Origin of the sequence: Paraburkholderia sp. NPDC080076 (assembly GCF_050281145.1) — a bacterium.
Classification (GTDB): Bacteria; Pseudomonadota; Gammaproteobacteria; order Burkholderiales; family Burkholderiaceae; genus Paraburkholderia.
The window spans coordinates 79,640-103,222 of sequence record NZ_JBNNWQ010000018.1; the positions used below are offsets into that span (position 1 = coordinate 79,640).

The 23,583-nt window shown below is 62.3% G+C and carries 19 protein-coding genes and 2 riboswitches; of the genes, 7 read left to right on the plus strand and 12 right to left on the minus strand.

Annotated elements, in window-relative coordinates; all coding sequences use genetic code 11:
• Positions 1-12 precede the first annotated feature (12 nt).
• From ACQKRQ_RS40470 to hpnJ, 7 genes are all read right to left on the minus strand, one after another.
• Positions 13-1,815 carry an acyl-CoA dehydrogenase gene (locus tag ACQKRQ_RS40470; RefSeq protein WP_427483338.1) on the minus strand — a complete coding sequence of 601 codons (1,803 nt, stop codon included), beginning with the start codon at positions 1,813-1,815 and terminating at the stop codon, positions 13-15.
• Positions 1,816-2,063: 248 nt separating this feature from the next.
• Complete coding sequence (locus ACQKRQ_RS40475) at positions 2,064-3,065, minus strand: AraC family transcriptional regulator (RefSeq protein ID WP_132377036.1); 1,002 nt, start codon at positions 3,063-3,065, stop codon at positions 2,064-2,066.
• Positions 3,066-3,619: 554 nt separating this feature from the next.
• Complete coding sequence (locus ACQKRQ_RS40480; RefSeq protein ID WP_427483340.1) at positions 3,620-5,350, minus strand: PHA/PHB synthase family protein; 1,731 nt, start codon at positions 5,348-5,350, stop codon at positions 3,620-3,622.
• A gap of 2 nt (positions 5,351-5,352) precedes the next feature.
• A complete protein-coding gene (locus ACQKRQ_RS40485; RefSeq protein ID WP_408318111.1) occupies positions 5,353-5,850 on the minus strand; it encodes a MaoC family dehydratase in 498 nt (165 codons plus the stop codon).
• 783 nt (positions 5,851-6,633) lie between these two features.
• On the minus strand, positions 6,634-6,804 hold the full coding sequence (locus ACQKRQ_RS40490; protein WP_427483342.1) for a hypothetical protein: 171 nt from the start codon (positions 6,802-6,804) through the stop codon (positions 6,634-6,636).
• 301 nt (positions 6,805-7,105) lie between these two features.
• The gene (locus tag ACQKRQ_RS40495) at positions 7,106-7,609 is read right to left on the minus strand and encodes a hypothetical protein (RefSeq protein WP_427483343.1); all 504 of its coding nucleotides are present in this window, start codon (positions 7,607-7,609) and stop codon (positions 7,106-7,108) included.
• A 1,191-nt stretch (positions 7,610-8,800) separates the two neighbouring features.
• Positions 8,801-10,222, minus strand: coding sequence for a hopanoid biosynthesis associated radical SAM protein HpnJ (gene hpnJ, locus ACQKRQ_RS40500; RefSeq protein WP_427483345.1), 1,422 nt, complete (start codon positions 10,220-10,222; stop codon positions 8,801-8,803).
• Between the two features lie 627 nt (positions 10,223-10,849).
• On the opposite strand from hpnJ, the gene ACQKRQ_RS40505 reads away from it, so the two are divergent.
• From ACQKRQ_RS40505 to ACQKRQ_RS40530, 6 genes are all read left to right on the plus strand, one after another.
• A complete protein-coding gene (locus ACQKRQ_RS40505; RefSeq protein WP_427483348.1) occupies positions 10,850-11,191 on the plus strand; it encodes a hypothetical protein in 342 nt (113 codons plus the stop codon).
• A gap of 334 nt (positions 11,192-11,525) precedes the next feature.
• On the plus strand, positions 11,526-11,753 hold the full coding sequence (locus tag ACQKRQ_RS40510) for a hypothetical protein (RefSeq protein ID WP_427483350.1): 228 nt from the start codon (positions 11,526-11,528) through the stop codon (positions 11,751-11,753).
• 475 nt (positions 11,754-12,228) lie between these two features.
• Entirely contained in the window at positions 12,229-12,966 is a 738-nt protein-coding gene (locus tag ACQKRQ_RS40515) for a response regulator transcription factor (protein WP_132377043.1), read from the plus strand.
• Positions 12,963-14,414, plus strand: a complete 1,452-nt coding sequence (locus ACQKRQ_RS40520) for a FecR domain-containing protein (protein ID WP_427483352.1) — start codon at positions 12,963-12,965, stop codon at positions 14,412-14,414. The genes ACQKRQ_RS40515 and ACQKRQ_RS40520 overlap by 4 nt, the downstream gene beginning before the upstream one ends.
• A 66-nt stretch (positions 14,415-14,480) precedes the next feature.
• A complete protein-coding gene (locus tag ACQKRQ_RS40525; RefSeq protein WP_427483354.1) occupies positions 14,481-17,024 on the plus strand; it encodes a CHASE2 domain-containing protein in 2,544 nt (847 codons plus the stop codon).
• Positions 17,021-17,665 carry a DUF4136 domain-containing protein gene (locus ACQKRQ_RS40530; RefSeq protein ID WP_427483356.1) on the plus strand — a complete coding sequence of 215 codons (645 nt, stop codon included), beginning with the start codon at positions 17,021-17,023 and terminating at the stop codon, positions 17,663-17,665. The genes ACQKRQ_RS40525 and ACQKRQ_RS40530 overlap by 4 nt, the downstream gene beginning before the upstream one ends.
• Positions 17,666-17,677: 12 nt before the next feature.
• On the opposite strand, the gene bluB is transcribed toward ACQKRQ_RS40530, so the two are convergent.
• From bluB to cobA, 5 genes are read right to left on the minus strand one after another with little or no spacing between them, the layout of a single operon-like run.
• Complete coding sequence (bluB, locus tag ACQKRQ_RS40535) at positions 17,678-18,337, minus strand: 5,6-dimethylbenzimidazole synthase (protein WP_427483358.1); 660 nt, start codon at positions 18,335-18,337, stop codon at positions 17,678-17,680.
• A complete protein-coding gene (locus tag ACQKRQ_RS40540; RefSeq protein ID WP_427483359.1) occupies positions 18,321-19,619 on the minus strand; it encodes a cobyrinate a,c-diamide synthase in 1,299 nt (432 codons plus the stop codon). The genes bluB and ACQKRQ_RS40540 overlap by 17 nt, the downstream gene beginning before the upstream one ends.
• Positions 19,620-19,622: 3 nt before the next feature.
• Complete coding sequence (gene cobO / locus ACQKRQ_RS40545; protein ID WP_408293428.1) at positions 19,623-20,225, minus strand: cob(I)yrinic acid a,c-diamide adenosyltransferase; 603 nt, start codon at positions 20,223-20,225, stop codon at positions 19,623-19,625.
• An 11-nt stretch (positions 20,226-20,236) separates the two neighbouring features.
• Positions 20,237-20,680, minus strand: coding sequence for a cobalamin biosynthesis protein (locus ACQKRQ_RS40550; RefSeq protein WP_427483361.1), 444 nt, complete (start codon positions 20,678-20,680; stop codon positions 20,237-20,239).
• Positions 20,677-21,450 (minus strand): uroporphyrinogen-III C-methyltransferase, encoded by a 774-nt coding sequence (gene cobA, locus ACQKRQ_RS40555; protein ID WP_427483375.1) that lies wholly within the window; start codon positions 21,448-21,450, stop codon positions 20,677-20,679. Before cobA ends, ACQKRQ_RS40550 begins: the two co-directional genes overlap by 4 nt.
• A 238-nt stretch (positions 21,451-21,688) precedes the next feature.
• A riboswitch (cobalamin riboswitch) is annotated at positions 21,689-21,940 on the minus strand.
• Between the two features lie 67 nt (positions 21,941-22,007).
• Positions 22,008-22,288, plus strand: a riboswitch (cobalamin riboswitch).
• A gap of 199 nt (positions 22,289-22,487) precedes the next feature.
• On the opposite strand from cobA, the gene cobW reads away from it, so the two are divergent.
• Positions 22,488-23,579 carry a cobalamin biosynthesis protein CobW gene (gene cobW / locus ACQKRQ_RS40560; protein WP_427483363.1) on the plus strand — a complete coding sequence of 364 codons (1,092 nt, stop codon included), beginning with the start codon at positions 22,488-22,490 and terminating at the stop codon, positions 23,577-23,579.
• Positions 23,580-23,583: the final 4 nt, after the last annotated feature.

A 23,583-nucleotide genomic window follows, 5' to 3' on the forward strand; every position in this document is an offset into this window, starting at 1 on the left:
GATGCCTTTTCTTTAGAACTGGTCTTCACTCAGCGCCAACATGCCTTCGTTGTTCTTCGCGCTGACGATGGATGCCTCAAGCGCGACGGCTTGCGACAGGATGTGATCGGCAAAGAAGTGAGCGGTTGCGATCTTCGAGTCGTAGAACGACTTATCCTCAGCGTGCTTCTCAGCAGCCACCAACAGGGCGCGTGCAAATTGCCAGCCTGCGAGGACGATGCCAGCCAGCTTCAGATAGGGCACGCCGCCAGCAAACACTGCGTTCGGATCGCTTTTGGCGTTGGCTAGCATGAATTCCACTACGCTCGCGAGAGCTTGGCGGCCGGTCGTGAGCCGCTTGTGCAGCGACCGGAATGCAGGGTTGGACGAGAACGCCGCGCAGTCTTGCAGTTCGCCCAGCGTCCGATCAATCTGGGCGAGGATTGCTTTCGCCACCGCGCCGCCGTCACGCAAGGTTTTGCGTCCGATCAGATCGTTCGCCTGAATCGCCGTGGTGCCTTCGTAGATCGTCAGGATGCGGGCGTCGCGATAGTACTGTGCAGCACCAGTCTCTTCAATGAAGCCCATGCCGCCGTGGACCTGCACGCCGAGGCTCGCCACTTCGATTGAGATTTCCGTGCTCCAGCCCTTCACGACCGGCACGAGATATTCATAGATGGCCTGATGCTCTGCCTGCACGGCTTCGTCCGCGTGGCGATGCGCGATGTCGCTATGCGTGGCTGCAACATAGGCGAGCGCACGGGCGCCCTCGGTTAGCGCGCGCATCGTCAACAGCATGCGGCGCACGTCCGGGTGCTGAATGATCGCCACAGACTGCTTGGCGGAGCCATCAACCGGCCGGCTTTGCACGCGATCCTTCGCGTAGGCTACGGCCTTCTGATACGCGCCTTCCGCAACGGCGATGCCTTGCACGCCTACGCCAAAGCGAGCCGCATTCATCATGATGAACATGTATTCGAGGCCGCGATTCTCCTCGCCGATCAGTTGCCCGATTGCGCCGCCATGATCGCCGAACTGTAAAACCGCGGTCGGGCTTGCCTTGATGCCGAGCTTGTGTTCGATCGACACGCAATGCACGTCATTGCGATCGCCCAACGAGCCGTCTTCGTTGACGAGAAACTTGGGTACGGCAAAGAGCGAGATTCCCTTGACGCCCTCAGGCGCATTGGGCGTACGAGCCAGCACGAGATGGACGATGTTTTTCGCCATGTCATGGTCGCCCCACGTGATGAAGATCTTTGTGCCAAACACTCGATACGTCCCGTCGCCTTGAAGCTCGGCGCGCGTGCGTACCAATGCCAGATCCGAGCCGGCTTGGGGTTCGGTCAGATTCATCGTTCCGGTCCATTCGCCAGAGATCAGCTTCGGCACGTAGGCTTGCTTCTGCGCCTCAGTGCCGGCTGTCAAGAGCGCCTCGATCGCGCCGTCGGTCAGCAGCGGGCACAGCGCAAGCGACAGGTTGGCGGCATTCAGCATCTCGATGCACGGTGCCGCGAGCAGTTTAGGCAAGCCTTGGCCGCCATATTCGACGGGATGCACGACACCTTGCCAGCCTCCTTCGGCAAACTGGCGGAACGCTTCCTTGAAGCCCGGCGTGGTGTGAACCTCGCCGTCGCGCCAGGTACTCGGATTCTTGTCGCCTTCGATATTCAACGGCGCGATCACGTCCGCGCTGAACTTCGCCGCTTCGTCGAGCACCGCCTGCGCGGTGTCGGCAGTGGCGTCTTCGAAGCCCGGGAGCGTCGATACGCGATCGAGATGGGCAAGTTCATTGATGACAAACAGCATGTCCTTGACGGGCGCCGTATAGCTCATGATGGATTTCCAGAAATGCAATCTAAGAGGGGACGCGGGCAGGGCAGACGAAGCGGCCCGGCGCGGTAACAGTGAGCCGATCGTAGTCCCGATTGGGCGCGAATCGACTACCTAAATCGGCCCATCTATTGACAAAGTTGGCCACGACTTGCGAAACGGGCAGAGCGCCGATGGGCGTTTACCCCATCATGCGGGGCGAGCAAGTCCGGTTGCGGTTCAACGGTTCCGGCAGACGGGCAGGGTCGCGCTCAGGGTTGCCGGCGGTACTCGCCAGGCGTGCTGCCAGTCCAGTGGCGAAAGGCCCGATGAAATGCGGTGGGATCGTCAAAGCCGACATCGCCCGCGATCGCGGCGATCGGGTCATTGGTGCCGGTGAGTCGCTGGATCGCAATATCACGCCGCAACTCGTCCTTCAGCGTCTGGAATGCGGTTTCCTCTGCGGCGAGGCGCCGGCACAAGGTGCGCACCGACCAGTGAAAACTCCGCGCGGCGTCTTCGACGGTCGGCACATCCGGCAAACTGGCTGCGAGGTATTGCCGGATGCGGTGGCTCGTGAGCTGCTCGCTGAAGGAAACAAAAATCCAGTCTTCCGGAGCCCGTGCGAGAAATTTGCGCAAATTCGTCTTGCGCTGGCGGATGGGCATGTCGAAATACGCGGCGCTGAAGCGCATCAGCGTTTGCTGGCAGTCGAAATGGACAGGTCCGGGGAACAGGTACAGATGATCCACCGTGTGCGGCGGACAGGAAAACGCGAACTCGACTTGCAGCAGGGGGATTTTCTGACCGATCAGCCATGACGCCACGCCGTGTGCGAGCTTTAACATGAGCTGCTGCCCGAGCATGCTGACGGTCGACGATGGATCAGGGTGAAGGGCAACGCACGCTATCAGGCCGTCTCTGCGCGATTCGAACCTGAAGTCATCGAGGACAATGTGAAAGAACTGCCCGAACCGATGCATGGCAATTTCCAGGTTGGGCGCATCGAGCAGGCTCAGGCAAAGAAACTTCAGGGTGCCGCTGCGCATTGGACGGGCGAAGATGCCCGGCATTTCATCGTCGAATTCAATGGCGAGGGCACGGTATAAAGTCGAAAACTGTTCCTCGGTGACTCGCGCGCCCGGTTCGATCAGCAGCGCCGGCGAGATGCTGGCTTCGTCCAGGTATTTGCCGACCAGACCCGGCCGTGCACCCGCGGCCGCAAGGAAACCGTTGACAAGTGAGATCGGGACGGTGGCGCTGGGTGAATGCATGGGCGTTGACGGGACTCGTTAATGTCGGTTCACCACGTCAGTCATTGTACGGCACCGTTCAGACCAGGTAACAGCCCCACCTATATCTACAGGTCAAAGTCAGTGATGGTCGAATGGGCCGAGGGAGTATGCCAGTCCATCCAGTCGAAGTGTCTGGAGCTTTCAGCCCAGGCCCACGTTGCTTTTGGCATGCGTGTGGCCGGCGTTTCCGCTTGCAGTGCGTTGCTTTCGTGTTCTGTTTTTGCAACGGGGTGGAGATCCGTCGCACTTGAGGTTGCCTTCACTTCGTCCGGCGCGAGAGTAGATACGGTTGATTTGCGGTGCATGATAAATAGGAAGGTGAATGATTGAATAGAATCGATCGGGGGTGGCGCCAGTGTCAGGCCGCAAGTAGGCCGCAAGTAGCGAGAGCAATATCGCCCTGTGCCCGGGGAAAGGTTTCGAAGCATCGCGAAAGTCCACGGAATGCGTTCGATTCCGTGGAGCAAAAAATGCGAACACGCGAGGAGTGGCAGGGAATCGGCATGCCGGGGCCGTGCTGCCCGGAGCAAGCCCTATGCCGTGCGAGCTTTCACATAGCGCCCGGGCGCCGGTTCGATCGGCTTATGATGGGCGCTTCCCGGCTTCGTGCGCGCCTTGACCGAATCTCCAGCGTACGGCTTCAGCCACTCGATCCAGTGGGTCCACCAACTACCCGGCCGTGTTTCGGCTGACGCCAGCCACGCATCCGGATCGCTGCTCAAATCGCCACTGGCCCTGAAGCTTCGCTTGTTCTTCGACGCAGGATTGACGACCCCGGCTATGTGGCCGCTCGCGCCGAGAACGAATTGGGTCGGGCCGCCAACCAGTTGTGTGGATCGATAAGCCGACCGCCACGGCACGATATGATCTTCCTCGGTTGCCAGTACGTAGGTCGGGGTGTCGATGCGTCCCAGGTCGACTGGCATGCCGCATACCGTCAACCGCCCTGGTTTGCACAGGTTGTTCTCCAGGTACATGTTGCGCAAATACCAGGTGTACATGGGCCCCGGCAGATTCGTGCTATCGGCGTTCCAGTACAGCAGGTCGAACGGCGGCGGCGACTTGCCCTTCAGGTAGTTGTCGATCACATATGGCCAGATCAGATCGTTTGCTCGCAACGTCTGGAACGTGAACCCAAGTTCCTTGCCTGAGTAGATGCCGCCTCGACCGATTGCACTCTCGCGCTGAACGACGCCTGCTTCGTCAATGAAGACGCCCAGCTCGCCAGGTTCTTCGAAATCCAGCATCGTGGTGAGCAACGTGATGCTAGCCATATTGTCGTCGCCCCGTGCCCGGGAAATCGCCGCGGCAGACGACAGAATCGTGCCTCCCACGCACCAGCCGACCGCGTTGACCTGATCGGCACGGGTGATCGCCAGCGCTACGTTGATTGCCGTCAATGCACCCTGTTCGACGTAGTCGTCCCATGTCGTCTGCGCCATCGCGGCATCCGGGTTGCGCCACGACACCATGAACACGGTCATCCCCTGTTCGCAGCCAAAGCGCACAAAGGAATTGTCAGGCTGCAGATCGAGAATGTAATACCTGTTGATGCAGGGCGGCACGATCACCAGTGGGCGTTTGGCTACCCTGTCGGTGAGCGGGGCATACTGGATCAACTGGAATAGATCGTTTTCGAACACGACCGCGCCTTGGGACGCTGCCACGTTGTGCCCGACCTCGTAAGCGGTCTCATCCGTGATCGAAATGTTGCCGCGCTGCAGATCACCAAGCAGGTTCGTGAAGCCGTCACGCAAGCTGTCACCGCTGGATTCGAACGCAAGCCTGAGCGCCTCGGGATTGGTTGCGGCGAAATTGGCTGGGCTCAGCAAGTCGATGAACTGCCGCGTGAAGAATTCGAGCTTCCGTTTGTCCTTTTCACTTAGGACAACCGCATCGACGACGTCTTCAAGCAACCGCGCGTTGAGCAGGTAGTTCTGCTTGAGCAGGCTGTACCAGGCATTCTTGCGCCAGTCTTCGGCGAGAAAGCGGCGGTCACTGCGCGGCGGCGCAATCACGGGCTCGGTTTCCGCGCCCATCGTGCTGGCTAGCGTGCGGGTCCATACCGACGCCAGCTGCGGCCAGTACGCCGAGTGAGCCTCGAGAAGCGCTGCGGAAACGGCTAGTGCTTCCGGGGGCTTCGCTCTGGTGTGCGTGTCGTATTGCGGAGCGCCATTCGCCTCCAGACCGGTCATTGCGCGCCAGAACCGCTGCCCGGACTTGAGGAATCCCTGTACATATTCAGTGGGTACGTTTAATGACATGATCACACCGCTTCGCTTGATTGACTCATGATTGCAGACGGTTCGGCACTGGCCGCGCTTTCAACCAGGCGCCGCGCACGGGACGTGGCCAGGACGGTTGCTTCGCCGTCGATCACCACCTTTCCGCCAACCGTACAGACGGTCGACATCACGACACGGCCCTTTTCCGGCTGCAGTTCTTTCACAGCGACCGTTGCATGCACCGTATCGCCGGGCCGGACTGGTGCCTTGAAACGCAGGTTCTGCCCGAGGTACACCGTACCGGGGCCCGGAAGGTGTCCGGCGAGGGTCGCGGAAATCACACTTGCGGTCAGCATCCCATGCGCAATGCGCCCTTTGAACGGCGTGGTCCGCGCGAATTCCTCGTTAATGTGTACGGCGTTGTTGTCGCCCGATGCGGCCGCGAAGAACAGGATATCCGTCTCCGTTATGGTCTTCGCAAAGGTGGCGCTCATGCCTGTTTCCAGGTCTTCAATGTCGTAACCGCCGATTTCGTTCATCTGTTGCTCAACTGGTTGTTATTGAATGGACTGACCCTGTACGCTTCCGAAGTGTCGTCGCCTCACAGCGTCAATTTCACGCGGGCCCTGGAATGCGGCAAAGTGAAATTCTGCCGCCGCGCGCGGTACCTGGATGTTTGTCACCTTCAAGATTCAACGGCGCAATCACGAGAAAAGCGATCGAAGAGGGGACACGGGTTGGGCAGAGTTAATGGGCCGGCGCGCTAACCGTTGAGCCGATCTTAGTCCCAATGGGACGCGAACCGACTACCTAAAGCGGCCCATCTATTGACAAAGTCGGCCATGACTTGCGAAGCAGGTGGTTCGCCGATGCGTGTTTGCCCCACTGCAGGGGCAGCGGGTCCGGGTGCCTCAGCGGCGTCGATTCGTACCGGTAACTCACCTGGCTGTTCCGACTTATCCCACTTGTACAGGCCGTCGATGACCACACCGCGCTGTTTCCTTGGAACATGCCATGCGAACTGCAATCACTCACCGGCCTCAAGTCACAACTCTGACCGGAGTCCTTAATTGGCCGCACAAAAACAGCGTAACCTGCCGAACGGGCGACGCATTTGCATCGGAGTACGATCGAGCGCTGCGGTTTTTCCCATCCATTGACCTCGTCCATACCCGCAGACGAACAGCGTATAACGCGAAAGCTTTCCCGAACCGTTTCTTCGATGCGACGCCCGCTCGGACGGAGCATCGCGTGGGCGTATGCAACGCTTACTCAGCTTCGGACGCCGGTTTGGCCTTCTTTTCAGTCTGGGTGTCCGCGTCCTAGGGGGCGGCTTTTTTGGCCTCGCGAGCCTTTTGCTGGGCCTTGCGCTGGGTGTCCTGCATCTGCTTAGTCGCCGCGGCGCCGGTTTGGGCGAATGCCACAGGCGCCGACAGGAATGAAAGTGCCACGTAGAAAACGGATGCAAAAACGGGGCCGCGGCGGCCGTTCATATTGATCTCCAGAAGTCGACCGAGTGTCGATATACAGGCAGAACCGGTATCGCGTGCGTTCACAGATGCTGGTAGTCGGTGACCACCCAATTACGCCATGATCCCTGCGGTACGGCCATCACTGGCCGCCAGTGGGCAATGGAGCCAGGCTCTTCCGCGTGAACTGCGCGATGACATATATACGGACTGTAGACCCTGCGCTGAGTGAGCGCTACATGCAACCCGTAACGGATCAATCCGACAAAGATAATGGGTTTGCCTTTCGCGGCCTCGCGAACAATTGATCGCCTGCTTGCTGTCGTTAGAACCGATTGCGCTGGCTGGGATCGAATTGCGGATCGGGTGATCTCTGCGTCTGTCGCAGGACTCCTTGATCGTCGAAGTAAAAGTTGTATATCAGATGCTCAATGTTGTTCTCCATGTACCGGTAGGACCACACTTCTCTGTTCACCCGCTTGAAGTAGGAGGTTTCGAAAGGGCGGCCAAAGTTGACCAGCACGTCGTCCCGGGTCCACTTTCCCACCTCCGCGCGATAGAACTCCTTGTCTTGAAGTACCTGCCGAACATCAACCACTTTGCCGGAAGCGTCGATGTCGGCTGCCGTTGTCGTCGTTCCCATGGGCTGGGTCGGCCACATCAGCCGCTTGCCACCGTTCGGTAGATCGTACGTTTCCTTGGGCGGACCCAAGCGGGCAATAAGTACAGACTGGTCTGCACCAGCTTCCACCTGCCGATGCGGCTCAGTACAACCCGCAAGCATCAACGCCGCAATACCAACGATCTGGAGTGCAAGTCGGTTAAGCATGGAAGTGCTCCACTATCGGTAATCGCGCCTGGCAGTCTCGTTCTCATGGAACATTGCACTGCGGCTTGATGAGCGAGGTCCAGGCGTGCGCTGCTGTCGGACGTATTCGTTACGCCTGAAACGACGAAGCGGCAATAACCGTCTTACTAGCAAGTTGTTCAACGGCACGGGGAGGTGTTTTCGTGCAATCTTCGTCGCCCAACATACGACTATCGAATGCACCGGTACACTGTTCTGTATCGGGTCCGGCTGCTTCGAACTCGTGCAACCTTCCACCCAAATCTACATGACCATCACTCGTTCTGCCTGCCAATAGCCTCACGCTCTCATGAAACTGATTTCGCTTATCGTCGAGGTCGTATTCCACGACGCTAGTTGGGTGACTCACCAAGGGCATACTGTTATGAAGGTTGGTGGCACTGCGACCGTGGCTACGTTGTCGGCATTGCTGCTGATACTCGCTCGCACTACGTCCAGCAACTCGCGTATCTTCGCGCGAAGACGGGACACTCCGGTCACACGCAGCCACACCTATGCGTTTGTTCGACGCCTTATTGGTGAGAGTGTGGCTCAGGATTCTGCTGAGGGAGTGGAACATTCATCCCGGGCGACTCTGGACGTGGCTGCGGGGCCGTGGTCCTGTCTTCCCCGGAGCCGGAAGCAGAGGCTGGCGCCATCGCTGCAGGCGGGTTCGGCGCTACGGCAGCGCTAACAAGGAATCCAGCCGATGTAAGGAAGATTGCCGCTAATAACAAAAATTCCATGGTATTTGCCTCGCCAGTGTTAGTGACCCGTGCCGATGCGCGGGCCGGCATCCGCGCAACGCACTTGGTCATCCACACTCTCCTGCGACATGGCAGGTGCCAGCAATTACGCGGTACCGGTAACCTATCTCTGCCCCTTGCCGTTCAAATGACGTATGTCAAATTGTCCGTTCAACGAGACGCCCGAGACCAAAAAGCACTGAGCGTGCAATCCGGTAGCCAGTTCGACCGGACGATAGTTGTGCCGCAGAGGCTTCCGAGCCGAGTGCGGGTCTGGCCGTAGAAAGCCGACCTGGATTCCCGACCGCGACCGCGACACGCTTCTTGTCACTTTAAGCGTGAGTCGGTCCGGGCAGTTGGGCCGACCCGTGCGATGTTCGTCCTGATGCCGGGCGGCCCATCATTCCGAGAAAGGTAGACCGGCGCCTCATGCCTTGCGTGCACGAAGATATCTGAAGAACTCTACGCCTTCCTGCAGGCGCCGTTTCATCATCTCCCAACTCACCAGCATCTCGCGGACGATTTCCCAGATCTTTGTTGGTCTGAAATAAAAGCGTTTATAGAACTCCTCAACGCCAACGTAGATCTCTTCGCGCGACAGATGCGGATAGCCAATCGTGGAAGCCTGGGTGCCTGCCGAATTGACGAGGGCGATGACCTTCCCATCATTCAACCATCCGTTCTCCACCGCTTGCTTGTGAAGGACGGTTCCCGGATAGGGCGCGGCGAGCGACACCTGAATCGTGTGGGGATTGATCTCTTTCGCGTATTTGATCGTCTTCTGGATCGTTTCGTGCGTCTCGCCGGGAAGCCCAAGAATGAATGTGCCGTGGATCTTGATGCCGAGCTTGTGGCAATCGTCGCTGAACTGGCGGGCCATATCGGTGCGCAGGCCCTTTTTGACGTTCACGAGAATCTGATCGTCGCCGGATTCGTACCCGACGAGCAAGAGTCGCAGCCCATTTTCTTTCATCACTTTGAGCGTCGAATAGGGCACGTTCGCCTTGGCGTTGCACGACCACGTCACGCCTAACTTGCCGAGACCACGAGCGATCTCTTCGGCTCTCGGTCGGAGATCCGTAAAGGTATCGTCGTCGAACATGATCTCCTTGATTTCGGGCATGTTGTCCCTGATCCATTTCACTTCTTCGAGGACGTTCTCGACCGAGCGCGTGCGGTAGCGATGACCCCCAACCGTATGCGGCCAGAGGCAAAAGGTGCATCTGGATTTGCAGCCTCGCCCCGTGTAGAGCGACAGATACGGATGCTTGAGATAGCCGCTGAAATAGTTCTCCGGCGTCAGGTCGCGCTTATAGATCGGCGAGACGAACGGTAACTGGTCCATGTCTTCGAGAATCGGTCGGGCGTCGTTGTGCATGATCCCGCCATCCGGCAGACGATAGCTCAGTCCGAGAATCGATTTGAACGGGAGGCCCTGTGCGATCTCGCGACAAGTGAAGTCGAATTCTTCGCGGCACACGAAGTCGAGTGCGTCGCTCGCAGTCAGCGAGCCGTGAGGATCGACGGCGACTTTTGCGCCGATCATCCCGATCAGGATCCGGGGCTTGCGCCGCTTCAGGTGCTCTGCAAATTGAACATCACTCTGGAACGATGGAGAACTTGTGTGAATGATTACCAGTTCGTATTTCTGAGCAATGTCGAGTGTCGTATCCAGCGACAGGTCATCTGCGGGCGCATCCACGACGCGGCTATCTTCAATCAGCGCAGCGGGCTGGACGAGCCACGTTGGATACCAGAATGATCGAATCTCGCGCTTCGTTTGGAAGCGTGAGCCCGCTCCGCCATCGAAGCCTTCAAATGAAGGTGCCTGCAGAAACAGCGTTTTCATGAATACCCTCGAAGAGAATAGTCCGCGTGGCCGGGATTAGTCACCCACTTGGACTCGCCAGGCATCGGCGATGTTCGCGAAGTGTTTCGAAGCCTTCAAAAAGATAACAATGACCAGGTAGTTGCTTTGGAAGTCGTCATCTCGTGTGCGCCCACGGAAACGGGCGTGCAGGGATTCGCCGTATCATCACATTTTCAGAGCCGCACAACAGTTGACGTGAAGTGGTGAGGCAGCGGCTATCGCTGGGGAGCAGGAGGCGAATCAAGAATACTACGACTTGGCGCCTCGGCATGACGAAAAATCGATCTTTTAACCTGTCGATAGTTACAGTGCGATTACGTTGAAGGTGGAAGGTCGCATAAACCCGGTGTCGATGCTCAGCTAGCGAAACGCACACTTACAAGGCCACGTCCGCGGCGATCTTACGCCGTGTTTACCGTCATTGGCGACTCATCCTGTACTAGACTATTTCTGCGCCGCCCGAGACATCACCTCGGACATCAAGCGGTGTCCGGTGCTGCGTGCAGCACCGGGCCGTCGTCGAATCCCCTACGGACCGGCCAGCGGCAACAGCGGCACGGATCTGCGCGATCACAGCGCTTGCTGCTCCAGAGCGGGAGACGAACCATGACCGAAGAACGAGTCAATACAGACGGTGTTCCTGTTGGCAACGGCGAGCGCATCAGCCCGGTCGAATTTTTACTGATGGCAGGCTTTCTTACGTATCGGGCTCCGCTGGCGCCGATCGCTGCCCGAGTTGCGGCCCGACGTGTTCTCGATGCCATACTCGGTGCTGCGGCAGCTCACGGGTTCGCAGATTCGGACGCTCTCGAGACGATGATGGCGTGCGCCGAAAAGTCTTCGCGCATGCGGAGCCTTGCGGAGCAGGCCACCGCCGCAGTCGGGGATACGGTCGCTTACCTGCACGTGATTCGCTGTGCCGGCGTAACGCTGGAGGTGGACCCGTAAACGCACGCTTCGACGAACGTCGACGCGTCAAGGCGTTTCTTCCTTTTGGGGCTTGCCGGTTCGTACGTCTCGCCGCGCACCGCGAGCAGCAACGCGTATGCAGCAGACCAGAAGTATGGAAGCAGAATCATCGAAGTCGCTGGATAGATCAGCGACAGCCAGGTTCGCCAAGTTTCATCTTGATGCGGTTCACATAGGTGGGGCGATCTGTTAACCGTTCCAACCTATCGAAGTCCATCTTGCGAGTGACGGTTTCAGGAAGCTTGTCCAGAATCGGCTCGATGGGGATGCCGAGCGCGTATCGGGTATTTGCCTGCACTGCGGAACTGGTGTTGTGCTTTACGTGTCCGGCCAGATAGTCGGTGACGAGGCGACGGACGGTATATGCACCAACACCATTTTTGGCGTCCGATGCGGCTGCGTGCGCTCTGGCACGACGTCGGTCGCGGGCGGGATCATCGCCAGTGTCACGGATATTTCATTTTGCCTTCCGCTCGACGACCGCCGCGGCGATCTGCGCATTTCGATGTATTTCTGCGGTGGCAGCCTCAATTCGGTTTAACAATCTTTAAACGATTTATTTTGAGACTGTTTCTATACTGACTCGCAAATTGTCAAATCGCCGTAACCTCAATGCCGGGCGCGGCCTGAAAAGACAACGGCAAACGGGGCCAATTACCGTGCGAGCGAGACCAGCCGACCCGAACTACGATCCTTGCGGTCGATAGCAATAAATAGCGTCGCATAGCCGGACCGGATAGCGGCTTAATCGCATCCGGAAAACAGCGGCCGTTTTTCGATTATGATAAACCGCCCCCTTCGATACCCGGCGCGATAAAGTCAATCACGCGTCCCAATATCGAGACTGCGGCGGCAGGACCGGACCGGACAGGGCGTAAGGCAAAGGACCACTAGTCGAAAAATGTGCAGCCGAAGATGAAATTGGAAGCCGGATCGTCGGTGCTTTACGCCGTCATCCCGGTCATCTGCCGGTTAGCCGGCCACCAGTTACGAAGGATGTCGCGTTGCGGGGTGTTATGAGAATTGCTGTCCTGGATGACGATTCGGCTCAGGCCGACCTGGTTTGCCAAACGCTGTCGGCGGCGGGCCATATCTGTCACGCATACGGTGCGGGCCGCGAACTCGTGCGGCAGTTACGGCGCCAGACGTTCGATCTGCTGGTGCTCGACTGGAACGTGCCCGACATGTCGGGCGAAGAGGTGCTGCGCTGGGTGCGCGAAAGCCTCTCCGAGCGCCTGCCGGTGCTGTTCATGACGAGCCGCGGCCGCGAAACCGACATCACGTCGATTCTCAACACGGGCGCGGACGACTATGTCGTCAAACCGGTGTCCGCCGCGGTCTTGCTGGCGCGCGTCGGCTCACTCCTGCGCCGCGCTTACCACCTCAAGCCGCCCGCGGCGAAGGAAGTCTTCGGCGAATTCGAATTCGATCTGGGCGCCAAGCACGTGGTGGTGCGCGGCACGGCAGTGGCCGTCACGCAGAAGGAATTCGAGCTTGCGCTCCTGCTGTTTCAGCATCTGAGCCGGCCGCTGTCGCGCGCGCACATTCTCGATGTGATCTGGAAGCAGGCAACCGACATTCCGTCGCGCACCATGGACACCCACGTGTCGATGCTGCGCAGCAAGCTCGGTCTGCGCCCCGAGCACGGCTATCGTCTGACGCCGATTTACGGTTATGGCTACCGGCTCGAGCGGGTCGATTCCGCCGCGCCGCCGGCAGCAGCCGACGAACGCCCCGAAGCGGGGGAGGCGTGACGTTTTCCGTCGATGGAGCAGCGCGCGGCGGCGCGGTTTCGCCGGGGCGCCGCAGCGGTGCATGGCTGGCGGCCGTTGGCCTGCTCGCGATGACCTGTTTCGCGCCGGTGTCGGCGTCCGCGCAATCGTCGCGCGCACCGAAGCGTGCAAAAGCCGCTGCGCCGGAATACGTGTCGTATCTGACCCACGAAGGCGACACGCTGTACGACATCGCCGGCCGCTATATGCGCGATCCGAATGATTGGGCCGTGCTGAGCCGCCTGAATCATGTGCCCGCGCCACGCCGCATGCCCGCCGGCATCGCGCTGCTTCTGCCCGCCGGCAAACTCAAACAGGAACAGGAGTCGGCCCGCGTGATCGCGACCAGCGGACCGGCCGAGCACGCGTTCGGTAAGAACCCCTACGTGCCGCTCGCGGAAGGCACGACCCTTGGCGAAGGCGACCGCATCCGCACCGGGGACAACGGCTTTGTGACGCTGGAGTTGCCGGACGGCTCGCACGTCACGGTGGGGCAGAACGGCCTGCTGGATATCGGCGCGCTGCGGCGCAGCATACTGACCGGCGCCGGCGATCGCATGCTTGAACTGCACAGCGGCGAAGTCGAAAGCCAGGTAACGCACGCGACGAAAAAGGACGACCGTTTTCAGATCCGCTCGCCGTCGGTCGTGGCGGGTGTGCGCGGTACGCGCTTCAAGGTCGCTTACGACGGCGACGCGCGAACCACCGCGGTCGAAGTGCTGGACGGCGCAGTCGGCGTCGACCCGGCGGCGCTCGGCGGCCGTGCTTCGGCGCCGCTGCCCGGTGTGCCGCTGCAGAGCTCCGCGCAGCTCGTGAAGGCGCGCTTCGGCAGTGTGACGCGCTCGGGCGATGCGATCGGCGAACCTGTCGAGTTGCTGCCCGCGCCGGCGCTTACGCAGCCGGCCAAAGTGCAGGACGGCAAGACCGTCGCATTCGATCTCGTGCCGGCCGACCGTGCCGTGGCCTATCGCGTGCAAATCGCACGCGACGCCGACCAGCTCGACCTGATCCGCGATCAGCGCGTGAGCGAGCCGCATGCGGATTTCGGCGACCTGGCCGACGGTACCTATTTCGTACGCATCGCCGCGCTCGACTCCAACGGGCTCGAAGGCCTGCCGCAGGTGTACACGTTCGAACGCCGCCAGCTCGGGCTAGCCGCGTCGGCGGCGCAGCGGGCTGGCAGCCGCGACTATGAATTCCGCTGGTTCGTCAGCCGCGCCACGGTCGAAACACGCTTTCGTTTCGTGCTGGCGACCACGGCCGATCTGCGCCATCCGCTTGTGGACCGCACCGATCTGTCGGGCGGCCAACTGGTCGTAAGCGATCTGCCGGCCGGCGTCTATTACTGGACGATTGTCGCGGAGCAGTTCGAGAACGGCCGCTTCTACGAAAAGAGCAGCGCGGTGCGCTCGTTTACGCTTGCGCGCTGACGCTGGTAGATTCACGGGGCTGAGCCATGCATCAGCCCGCTTCCTGGCTTCGAACCAAGCAACCCTTTGCCGACCACACCTACGCGCCTGAGCCTCGATCCGCGCGCCCGTCTCGGACGGCGCGCCGGCCGCCGCTTCCTGATCGAATGGGTGGGCATCGGCTGTCTGGGCATCGTGGTGATTCTGCTCAGTTCGCTCGGCCGTCTGAGCGCGAGTGTCGATCAACTGGTCTACGACCGCTTTCTGAGCCTGCATGCGCACCCTTTGCTGCGCGATATCGTGGTGGTCGAAATCGACAACGCGAGCATCGCGCAACTCGGGCGCTGGCCGTGGCCGCGCAATGTCCACGCGAAGCTGCTCGAACGGATCGCCAGCGCGAAGCCCGCCGCGGTGATCTACGACGTGCTGTTCACCGAGGCCAATCCGCAAGACGCCGAACTGGCCCGCGCCATCGCGCTGAGTCCGACCTATCTGCCGGTATTGCTCACCGCAGCCGATGACGGCGGCCGCCGCGTCGTGGTCGAGCCGGTGGCGCCGCTCGCGCATGCGGCGGCGGGGCTCGGCCATATCAATCTTGAAGTCGACAGCGACGGCATCGTGCGCAGCGTCGCGCGGTACGAGGGCGACGCCGATTCACGCTGGCCGCAATTGATGGTGCCGGTCGCCCAGGCGGCGGAGCTTGGCTCGCTCCATCTGAACGGCTGGCAGCGCAGCCATGCTTTGGCCGCATCCGCATCCGCATCCGCATCCGCAGCCGCATCCGCATCAGCAGCCGCAGCCGCAGCCGCAGCCGCAGCCGCCGACGGCGGCGAAGGCCGCTTCCTGATCCCCTTCGGTCCGAACGCGCAGAACTACACCAAGCTGAGTTTCGCGCGCGTGCTCGCCGGCGACGTGACACCGGACCAGTTGCGCGGCCGCATCGTGTTGATCGGCGTGACCGCGTCGGGCTTGTACGACCGCTTCGCGACACCGGTGTCCGGCAAACTCGGCCCGCTGCCCGGCGTGTATATCCACGCGAACGTGCTCGATACGCTGCTCACCGGCCGCGAAATCGAGCCGGTCTATCCGTGGATGCTGTTCGCGGCGTCGCTCGCGCCGCTTGCCGCGCTGCTGGCCGGATTTCTGGTGCTGTCGCCGCGCCGTTCGTTGCTGCTGACCGGCGCACTGTGTCTGCTCGCGGCGGCCGGCAGCGCGGCCTTGCTGTACGGCGCGCGGCTGTGGATGTCGCCGGTGCCGGCGATTCTGGGTGTCGTGACCGTCTATCCGATCTGGAACTGGCGGCGCCTCGAAATGACGATGGCGTATCTGCGCGGAGAACTGCAGCGCCTCGCCGACGAACCCCATCTGCTGCCGGAAACGCCGCAGCGCCGCCGCGAGTTCGGCGGCGACGTGCTGGAGCAGCACATGGCGCTGATGGCGCAGGCCGCGCAGCGCGTGCAGGACATGAAGCGTTTCGTGTGGGACAGCCTCGACAGCATGCCCGAGCCGATCCTCGTGAGCGACGTGCGTGGCGTCGTGCTGATCGCGAATCATGCCGCCAAGGCGCATTTCGCGCGGCTCGGCGCGCCGCTGCCCGAAGGCCGTTCGATGCAAGCCGTGCTGGGCGGCCTGACGCTCGTGAAGACGATCGACGGCGACGCGGCGTCGGATGCCGAAAACAATCTGTTCGCCCGCACGCACTGGCCGGCGCCGCTCGATCCGGCGCGCCACGAATTCGCCGCGCTGATGGCGCACGGCGTCGAGGTGCGCGACGCCCACGAGCGCGACCACTTGCTGCGCTACGCGAACTGCACCAACGAGCAGGGCGAGACCACCGGCTGGATCGCGGGCCTTGTCGACGTGTCGGCCTTGCATGCGGCCGAGCGTCAGCGGGAAGACGCGCTGCGGCTTCTGTCGCACGACATGCGCTCGCCGCAGGCGTCGATTCTGGCGCTGGTGGAGATCGAGCGCGCCCGCAGCGAGCCGGGGCTCGCGCGCGCCTTGCTGGAGCGCATCGAACGCTACGCGCAGCGCGCGCTCACGCTGGCCGACGATTTCGTGCAACTGGCGCGCGCCGAATCGCAAACCTATGTGCTCGAACCGGTGAGCCTGACCGAGTTGCTGATCGACGCCAGCGACGAAGTCTGGCCGCAGGCGCACGCCAAGCGCATCACGCTGCACACGGAGACTGGCGCCGCCGACGCCGCCGATGACGGCCACTGGATCTGCGCCGACCGTTCGTTGATGACCCGCGCGCTCGTCAACATTCTGAACAACGCGGTCAAGTACAGTCCGCCGGATACGCGGATCGTGTGCAGCCTCGCGAGCCTGACGCCGAAGGGCGTGCCGGGCGCGGCCAGGCGCGTGTCGTGCACGATTAGCGATCAGGGCTACGGCATACCCAAAGAGGAGCAGGCAGGGCTGTTCGAGCGCTTCCGGCGGTTTCACGAAAGCGAGCGGCCGGAAGTGGGCGGCGCGGGGCTCGGCATGGCCTTCGTCAAGACGGTCGTCACGCGCCACGGCGGCGATGTCGAAGTGGCCAGCGAGCCCGGCCAGGGCACGGCATTTACGATCTGCTTACCGGTGCTCGAAGACGCGCAATCGGGCGCCTCGCTCGTGCCACGAACATGACATATGAATACGCACCCTATCGAAGCGAGAAGATGGTGAAAGCAATCCTGATCTGTGCCGCGCTGGCCGCGGCGAGTCTCACCGGTTGCGCGGGCCTGAGCGCCGACGTGCATACCGCCGACGCCGCGAACGCGACCGCCGCGCTGCAAGGCGAGCGGACTTACACGATGGCGCGCATGCCGTCGCAGGAGGCCAGTGCGGACCATCCGCAATTCGAAAGCCTGTTGGTGGACGAGTTGACGAAACAGGGCTTCGTCGAAACGACGGGGCAGTCCGGGCGTTATCTGCTTTCTGTGGCCTACGACACGCGCCGGGCGACGATCGGCGTCGGTGAAACAGGCTGCACGTCGGGCGACTGTGTTCGACCGCCCGAAACACCATTCTCGCTGTTCGGCGGCCCTGCGTATCAGCATGCGCTGACGCTGCGGTTTTTCGAGCGTGCGAGCGGACAGGAGGTCTACAAAGTCAGCGCGGTGAGCAGCGACCGCGATGCGGATCCGTTGCATGCCATGCCGACGCTCGTCAAAAGCGCGCTGGCCAGGTTGCCCTTCGATGCGCCGCCAGATTGGCGCGTGAAACTGCGCGCCGACGAGGCGAGCGGCGTGCCGAAAGTCATGTCGGTAAAGCCGCTTCGGCCGTAACGCGCGTCGGGATCATTCCGGCGCATTGCTGTCTTCCGGCCAGCGGTTTTCGAACACGCAATCGACGAGCGGCATGCGGTTCGCCCAGCGTTCGGTTTCCAGCATCGGCTCGCTATAAAACTGGTCGACGTGGCCCAGACACAGAATCGCCACGGGCCGCGCGCCCTTGGGCATGTGCAGCAGTTGGCGAACCACGTCGACGTCGAACAGCGACACCCAGCCCATGCCGAGACCTTCGGCGCGCGCGGCCAGCCACATGTTCTGGATCGCGCACGCCACCGACGCGAGGTCCATCTCCGGCAAGGTGCGGCGGCCGAAGATGTGGCGCTCGCGGCCGTCCATCAGCGCCATCACCAGCAGCTCGCCGCAGTCCAGCATGCCTTCCACTTTCAGCTTCATGAACTCTTCGCGGCGTTTGCCGAGCGCGTCGGCGGTGGCGAGGCGTTCGTTCTCCACCGTGTCATGCAAAGCGGTCCGAAGCGCAGGATCGGTGATCCGCGCGATTCGCCACGGCTGCATGAAGCCGACGCTCGGCGCGTGATGCGCCGCGTCGAGCAGACGCTGCAGCACGGCGGGGTCGACCGGGTCGCGCACGAAATGGCGCATGTCGCGGCGTTCGTAAATCGCGCGGTAGACGGCGTCGCGCTCGGAATCGTTAAAAGGCTTCGCCATGGAACAGGGCGGCCGTGAAGGCCGGGTTGGAGGGCCAATAAGCGTGCATGTAAGTCGCCACGATCGAGCCGGCGCGATAGACGGCCTCGCCCGGCGCGTCGCCCTGCGGCCGGGTCGCTGAACGCAGCGGCGTAAGCGACGTGTTCAGCTTCGAGTAATGAAACGTATGGCCCGTCATCGGCCCGTGCAGGCTGTCGATCTGCTGCATGCCGAGCGCGGTGAAGCGCGTTTGCATCGTCGCGTGGCCGGGCAGCAGGCCGAGCATCGGTGTGGTCACGCCGTGCGTGTCGGTGAGTTGGTCGAGCAGATAGAGCATGCCGCCGCATTCGGCGACGAGCGGCTTGCCGGAGCTCGCGTGCGCGTGAATGCTTGCGCCGCTGCGGGTGTTGCCGGCCAGCGTGGCGGCGTGCAGTTCAGGGTAGCCGCCGGGAAGGTACAAAGCGTCGGCGTGTTCCGGTAGTTCTTCGTCGGCGAGCGGCGAGAAGAAGGCGACTTGCGCGCCGAGTGCTTCCAGCAGCGCGATGTTGGCCGGATAGATGAACGAGAACGCGGCGTCGCGCGCAATCGCAATCGTCTTGCCTTCCAGCAGGCGCGGCAGGACGTCCGATAAGGGCGCGCCGAATTCGACAGGCGGTGGCAGTTCGGCGAGCGCGGTGCGGCCTAGCGTGTCAGCGGCACGATCCAGGCGCGCGTCGAGATCGTCGATTTCGTCCGCCTGATGCAAGCCGAGGTGACGATCGGGCAGCGCGATTTCATCGCTGGCGGCAATGTGCCCGCACCAGCGCAACTCCGGCGGCAACGCTTCTTCGAGCATCTGCGCATGCCGCGCGGAGCCGACGCGATTGGCGAGCACGCCATAAAACGGCACCTGCGGCCGGAATTGCGCGAGACCGAAGGCGACCGCGCCGAAGGTCTGCGCCATCGCCTTCGCCGAAATCACCACGAGCACCGGCACGCCGAACGTGGTGGCGAGATCGGCGCTGCTCGGCGTGCCGTCGAACAGACCCATCACGCCTTCGATCAGGATCAGATCGGCTTCGGCGGCCGCTTGCGCGAGCAGCGTGCGGCAGGCGGCTTCGCCCACCATCCATAGATCGAGTGAGAGCACGGGCGCGCCGCTCGCGCGCGCCAGAATCATCGGATCGAGAAAGTCCGGTCCGGTCTTGAAGACGCGCACGCGTCGCCCCAGCCGCCGATGGTAGCGCGCGAGACCCGCCGTGATCGTGGTCTTGCCTTGGCCCGACGCGGGCGCGCTGATGAACAGGGCGGGGCACGCGGCCATCGCTCAGAACTCCACGCCGCGCTGCGCTTTCACGCCTTGCTCGCGATACGGATGCTTGACGATGCGCATTTCGGTGACGAGATCGGCGGCTTCGATCAACGCGTCCGGCGCGTGGCGGCCGGTCACCACCACATGCAGCATGGGCGCGCGCGCGGTCAGCACGGCGAGGACTTCGTCGAGCGGCAGGTATTCGTACTTGAGTACCGTGTTCAGTTCGTCGAGGATCACCATCTGGTAATCGCCGCTCTCGATCATGCGGCGCGCTTCGTTCCAGCCTTTGCGCGCGGTCGCGATGTCGGCGTCGCGGTTCTGCGTGTTCCAGGTGTAGCCGTCGCCCATCGTGACGAAATCGCAGTTGGCGATTGCGCCGAGAAAGTCGCGCTCCGACGTGTGCAGCGCGCCCTTGATGAACTGCACGACGCCGAGGCGCATGCCGTGGCCGAGCACGCGCACGGCCATGCCGAATGCGGCGGTGGTTTTGCCTTTACCGGTGCCGGTGTTGACGATCAGCAGGCCTTTTTCGACGGTAGCGTTGGCCTGTTTTTTCTCGTGGCCTTCGCGGCGACGCTCGGTCATGCGTTGATGCGATTCGGGATCGGTTTTCATGGCAGGTCCTGTTACTGAGTGTCGTTGTTCGGGTGTTCACTATCGGCGTGCGCGGCGCTCGAAGCAATCGCCACGGTGACGCCGGCATGGACGGTTTTGCGCACGACGAGGCGGGCTCGATCCGCATTGAGCGCGCCGGGTTCGCCGAGCCCGGCAGTCGCGGCAAGCAGCGCACACGGCTCGCAAACACCGTCCACGCCGAGATGCTCGCGCACCGCCGCCGAAGCCTCCGCCACGGGCATCGACGCGATCTGATCAAGGCTGAAGAATGTCAGCGGCAGCGCATGACGTGCGCAGAATTCGAGCAGGCCCGTTTCGTCGGCTTTGGTATCGAGCGAGGCCACGCTGCGGATTTCGTCGAACGAATGCGCGCCGAGCGCGGCGCGCACCGCGGCTTCGATCTGCTCAGCCGGGCTGTGCAAACGGCAACCGATGCCGACGCTCAGCGTTTTCATTGCGTATCCGTTTCGTCTGCGGGCGGCGTTGCGGCGTCGGCCTGCGCCGCCGCGCGCTCCAAGGCGAGCGACGCCACACCGCCGATCACCACGATCGCCGGCGAGCCGAGCCCGGCGCGCGCGACGGTGTCGGCGAATTCGCCGAGCCGCGCGAGCGCATGGCGTTGCTCGGGACGCGTGGCCGATTCGATCGTCGCGCACGGCGTGTCGGCGCTCATGCCGGCCGTGAGCAACGCGCCGACGATATCGTTGAGCCGCCGCATGCCCATGTAGATCACGAGCGTCATGCGGGTGGCCGCGAGCGCGGCCCAGTCCGGCTCGCCGCTGCCCGCGCCGTGTCCGGTGACGAACACCACGCCCTGCGCGTGATCGCGATGCGTGACGGGAATGCCGATTGCCGCGGGCGCCGCGATTCCCGCGGTAATGCCGTTGATGACTTCCACCTCGATGCCCGCCGCGTGCAGCGCCTGCTGTTCTTCGCCGCCACGGCCGAATACGAACGGATCGCCGCCTTTCAAACGAGCGACGCTGCGCCCGGCCCGCACATGTTCGAGCAACTGCGCGACGATGCCGTCCTGCGGCGTGGATGGATGGCCGCCGCGTTTGCCGACGTAGACGACGAGCGCGTCGGCACGCGCGAACTGCAGCACCTCGGGATTCACCAGATCGTCGACCAGCACCACGTCGGCCTGCGCCAATGCACGGGTCGCCTTGATGGTCATGAGTTCGACGTCGCCGGGGCCGGCGCCGATCAGCCAGGCGCGGGTCATCGCGGCGTGCATGGCGAGCGCCATGTCGTGACAAGCGGAAAGGGGTAAAGCGCGGACGGTCGCCAGGCGGCGGACTTTGGGGTCATGCGGTACGACGGATTCAGGCACGGCGCAATGTGTGGCGCGTAGCGATTCCAGCCGGAATCCGCATACGTGGACACACCATGTCGTGCTTCAGCGCCTTCACATCCGTCCCTCGCGGATTCCGGCTGCCGGCGGCGCGATGTTGCCCTGAGGTTCGCCGCCTCCGCGTCTGGCCGGTATCCGGGCTGGCGGCCTCATGCGCTTTGCCTTCCCGTCCGCATTCGCTGGAATGTGCTGGACAGTGGCATCGAAAAAACGCATGCGCGGCGCAAGACAACTCAAGATTGCGCCGCAGGTCGCTTACCGTTGCGGGGACAGCACAGGTTGAGCGCATGGAGCGCCGCCTGTTTCCCGTTTAACTGCACACGCGAATGCATGTGCGGGCACCAAACGCGCGCATACGATAGCACATGGCGCCCCGCCCGATAAGCGCTCGCGGCTTGCGGTTCCTTGACGGCACCGGGCCGCGGGCCTACACTCGCACGCACTTTGGTGCTCGTATGCGCGCTCGTGCGCATGCAGTTAAACGGGAAACAGGGTGCCCACCTGCCATGGATCGGGTCAACCTGTGCTGCCCCCGCAACGGTAAGCGAAATGTGGTGCTAAGTTCAGTTCATTAGCGCCGCGGAGCCGGCTTCGATGTCCACGCGCAAGGCCGCGTCGGCATATCACCACTGGGCGAGAAATCACTCGCCCGGGAAGGGGAAGCGGCGCTTTCGCCAGCCCGGATACCGGCCAGAATACGAAGGACGAACGCCGCGGGGATGCGGCGCTGCGTTCATGACCTCATTCCCGCTTTCTGTTTTTCTGTTGTCGCGGCAACGCCGTCGTTCGTCCCCGTGTTTTGTTATCGTCGTGGCTGGCCGGGCCTGTGCCTCGTTTTGCCCGGCGCAGGCAGATGGCCATACAGGCACAGCGGCGTGCGCGTGCAACTCCTACGGATGGACCTCACGATGCAAACTCAAATGCGCAAGATCCCCGTCACCATCGTCACGGGCTTTCTCGGCAGCGGCAAGACCACGCTGCTGCGGCATATTCTTCAGCATGCGGGCGGCAAGCGCATCGCGGTGATCGTCAACGAGTTCGGCGAACTCGGCATCGACGGGGAAATCCTCAAGGGTTGCGGCATAGGTTGCGATGAAAACGGCGTCGAAACCGAAGGCCAACTGTATGAACTCGCGAACGGCTGCTTGTGCTGCACCGTGCAGGAAGAGTTTTTTCCGGTGATGGAAAAGCTCGTGGAACGCCGCGATCAGATCGATCACGTGCTGATCGAGACGTCGGGTCTCGCGTTGCCGAAACCGCTGGTGCAGGCCTTCAACTGGCCGCAGATCAAGAACAGTTTCACCGTCGATGCCGTGGTGACTGTAGTGGACGGTCCGGCCGCGGCTAGCGGCCAGTTTGCCGACAACCCCGTCGCCGTGGATGCGCAACGCAAGGCCGATCCGAATCTCGATCACGAGTCGCCGTTGCACGAACTGTTTGAAGATCAGTTGTCCGCGGCCGATCTGGTGATTCTGAACAAGACGGATTTGCTCGACGACGCGCAGCAAAGCGCGGTTGAAGTGTTGCTCCGCGAGGAGATTCCGCCGCAAGTGAAGATCGTGCGCGCGCACATGGGGCAACTCGATCTGCACACGTTGCTGGGACTCGAAGCGGCCTCGGAAGACACGATCCACTTGCGCCACGATCACCACGGTTCCGCCGACGACGCCGACCACCATCACGACGAGTTCGATTCGGTGGTCGTGCAGGCGAATGTGTCGTCGCGCGAAGCGGTGATCGCTGCGTTGCAGCGTCTGGTCGAAACGAACACGATCTACCGCGTCAAAGGGTTCGCGGCGCTGCCGGCCGCGGCGATGCGTCTCGTGATCCAGGGCGTGGGTCGGCGCTTCGACAGCTATTTCGATCGACGCTGGCAGGCCGGCGAAAGCGGCCCGAGCCGCTTCGTGCTGATCGGCGAGGACCTCGATCAGGCCGCGTTGCAGCGCGCGTTCGACGCGGCGCTCGGCGTGCCGTCGAGCGTCGAAACGCAACAGGCGTGAGCGC

Excerpts from the sequence above, each read along its gene's own strand:
- ACQKRQ_RS40470 (WP_427483338.1), bottom strand. The coding sequence starts at position 1,815 with ATGAGCTATACGGCGCCCGTCAAGGACATGCTGTTTGTCATCAATGAA.
- ACQKRQ_RS40475 (WP_132377036.1), bottom strand. The coding sequence starts at position 3,065 with ATGCATTCACCCAGCGCCACCGTCCCGATCTCACTTGTCAACGGTTTC.
- ACQKRQ_RS40480 (WP_427483340.1), bottom strand. The coding sequence starts at position 5,350 with ATGTCATTAAACGTACCCACTGAATATGTACAGGGATTCCTCAAGTCC.
- ACQKRQ_RS40485 (WP_408318111.1), bottom strand. The coding sequence starts at position 5,850 with ATGAACGAAATCGGCGGTTACGACATTGAAGACCTGGAAACAGGCATG.
- ACQKRQ_RS40490 (WP_427483342.1), bottom strand. The coding sequence starts at position 6,804 with ATGAACGGCCGCCGCGGCCCCGTTTTTGCATCCGTTTTCTACGTGGCA.
- ACQKRQ_RS40495 (WP_427483343.1), bottom strand. The coding sequence starts at position 7,609 with ATGCTTAACCGACTTGCACTCCAGATCGTTGGTATTGCGGCGTTGATG.
- hpnJ (WP_427483345.1), bottom strand. The coding sequence starts at position 10,222 with ATGAAAACGCTGTTTCTGCAGGCACCTTCATTTGAAGGCTTCGATGGC.
- ACQKRQ_RS40505 (WP_427483348.1), top strand. The coding sequence starts at position 10,850 with ATGACCGAAGAACGAGTCAATACAGACGGTGTTCCTGTTGGCAACGGC.
- ACQKRQ_RS40515 (WP_132377043.1), top strand. The coding sequence starts at position 12,229 with ATGAGAATTGCTGTCCTGGATGACGATTCGGCTCAGGCCGACCTGGTT.
- ACQKRQ_RS40530 (WP_427483356.1), top strand. The coding sequence starts at position 17,021 with ATGACATATGAATACGCACCCTATCGAAGCGAGAAGATGGTGAAAGCA.
- bluB (WP_427483358.1), bottom strand. The coding sequence starts at position 18,337 with ATGGCGAAGCCTTTTAACGATTCCGAGCGCGACGCCGTCTACCGCGCG.
- ACQKRQ_RS40540 (WP_427483359.1), bottom strand. The coding sequence starts at position 19,619 with ATGGCCGCGTGCCCCGCCCTGTTCATCAGCGCGCCCGCGTCGGGCCAA.
- cobO (WP_408293428.1), bottom strand. The coding sequence starts at position 20,225 with ATGAAAACCGATCCCGAATCGCATCAACGCATGACCGAGCGTCGCCGC.
- ACQKRQ_RS40550 (WP_427483361.1), bottom strand. The coding sequence starts at position 20,680 with ATGAAAACGCTGAGCGTCGGCATCGGTTGCCGTTTGCACAGCCCGGCT.
- cobA (WP_427483375.1), bottom strand. The coding sequence starts at position 21,450 with ATGACCCGCGCCTGGCTGATCGGCGCCGGCCCCGGCGACGTCGAACTC.
- cobW (WP_427483363.1), top strand. The coding sequence starts at position 22,488 with ATGCAAACTCAAATGCGCAAGATCCCCGTCACCATCGTCACGGGCTTT.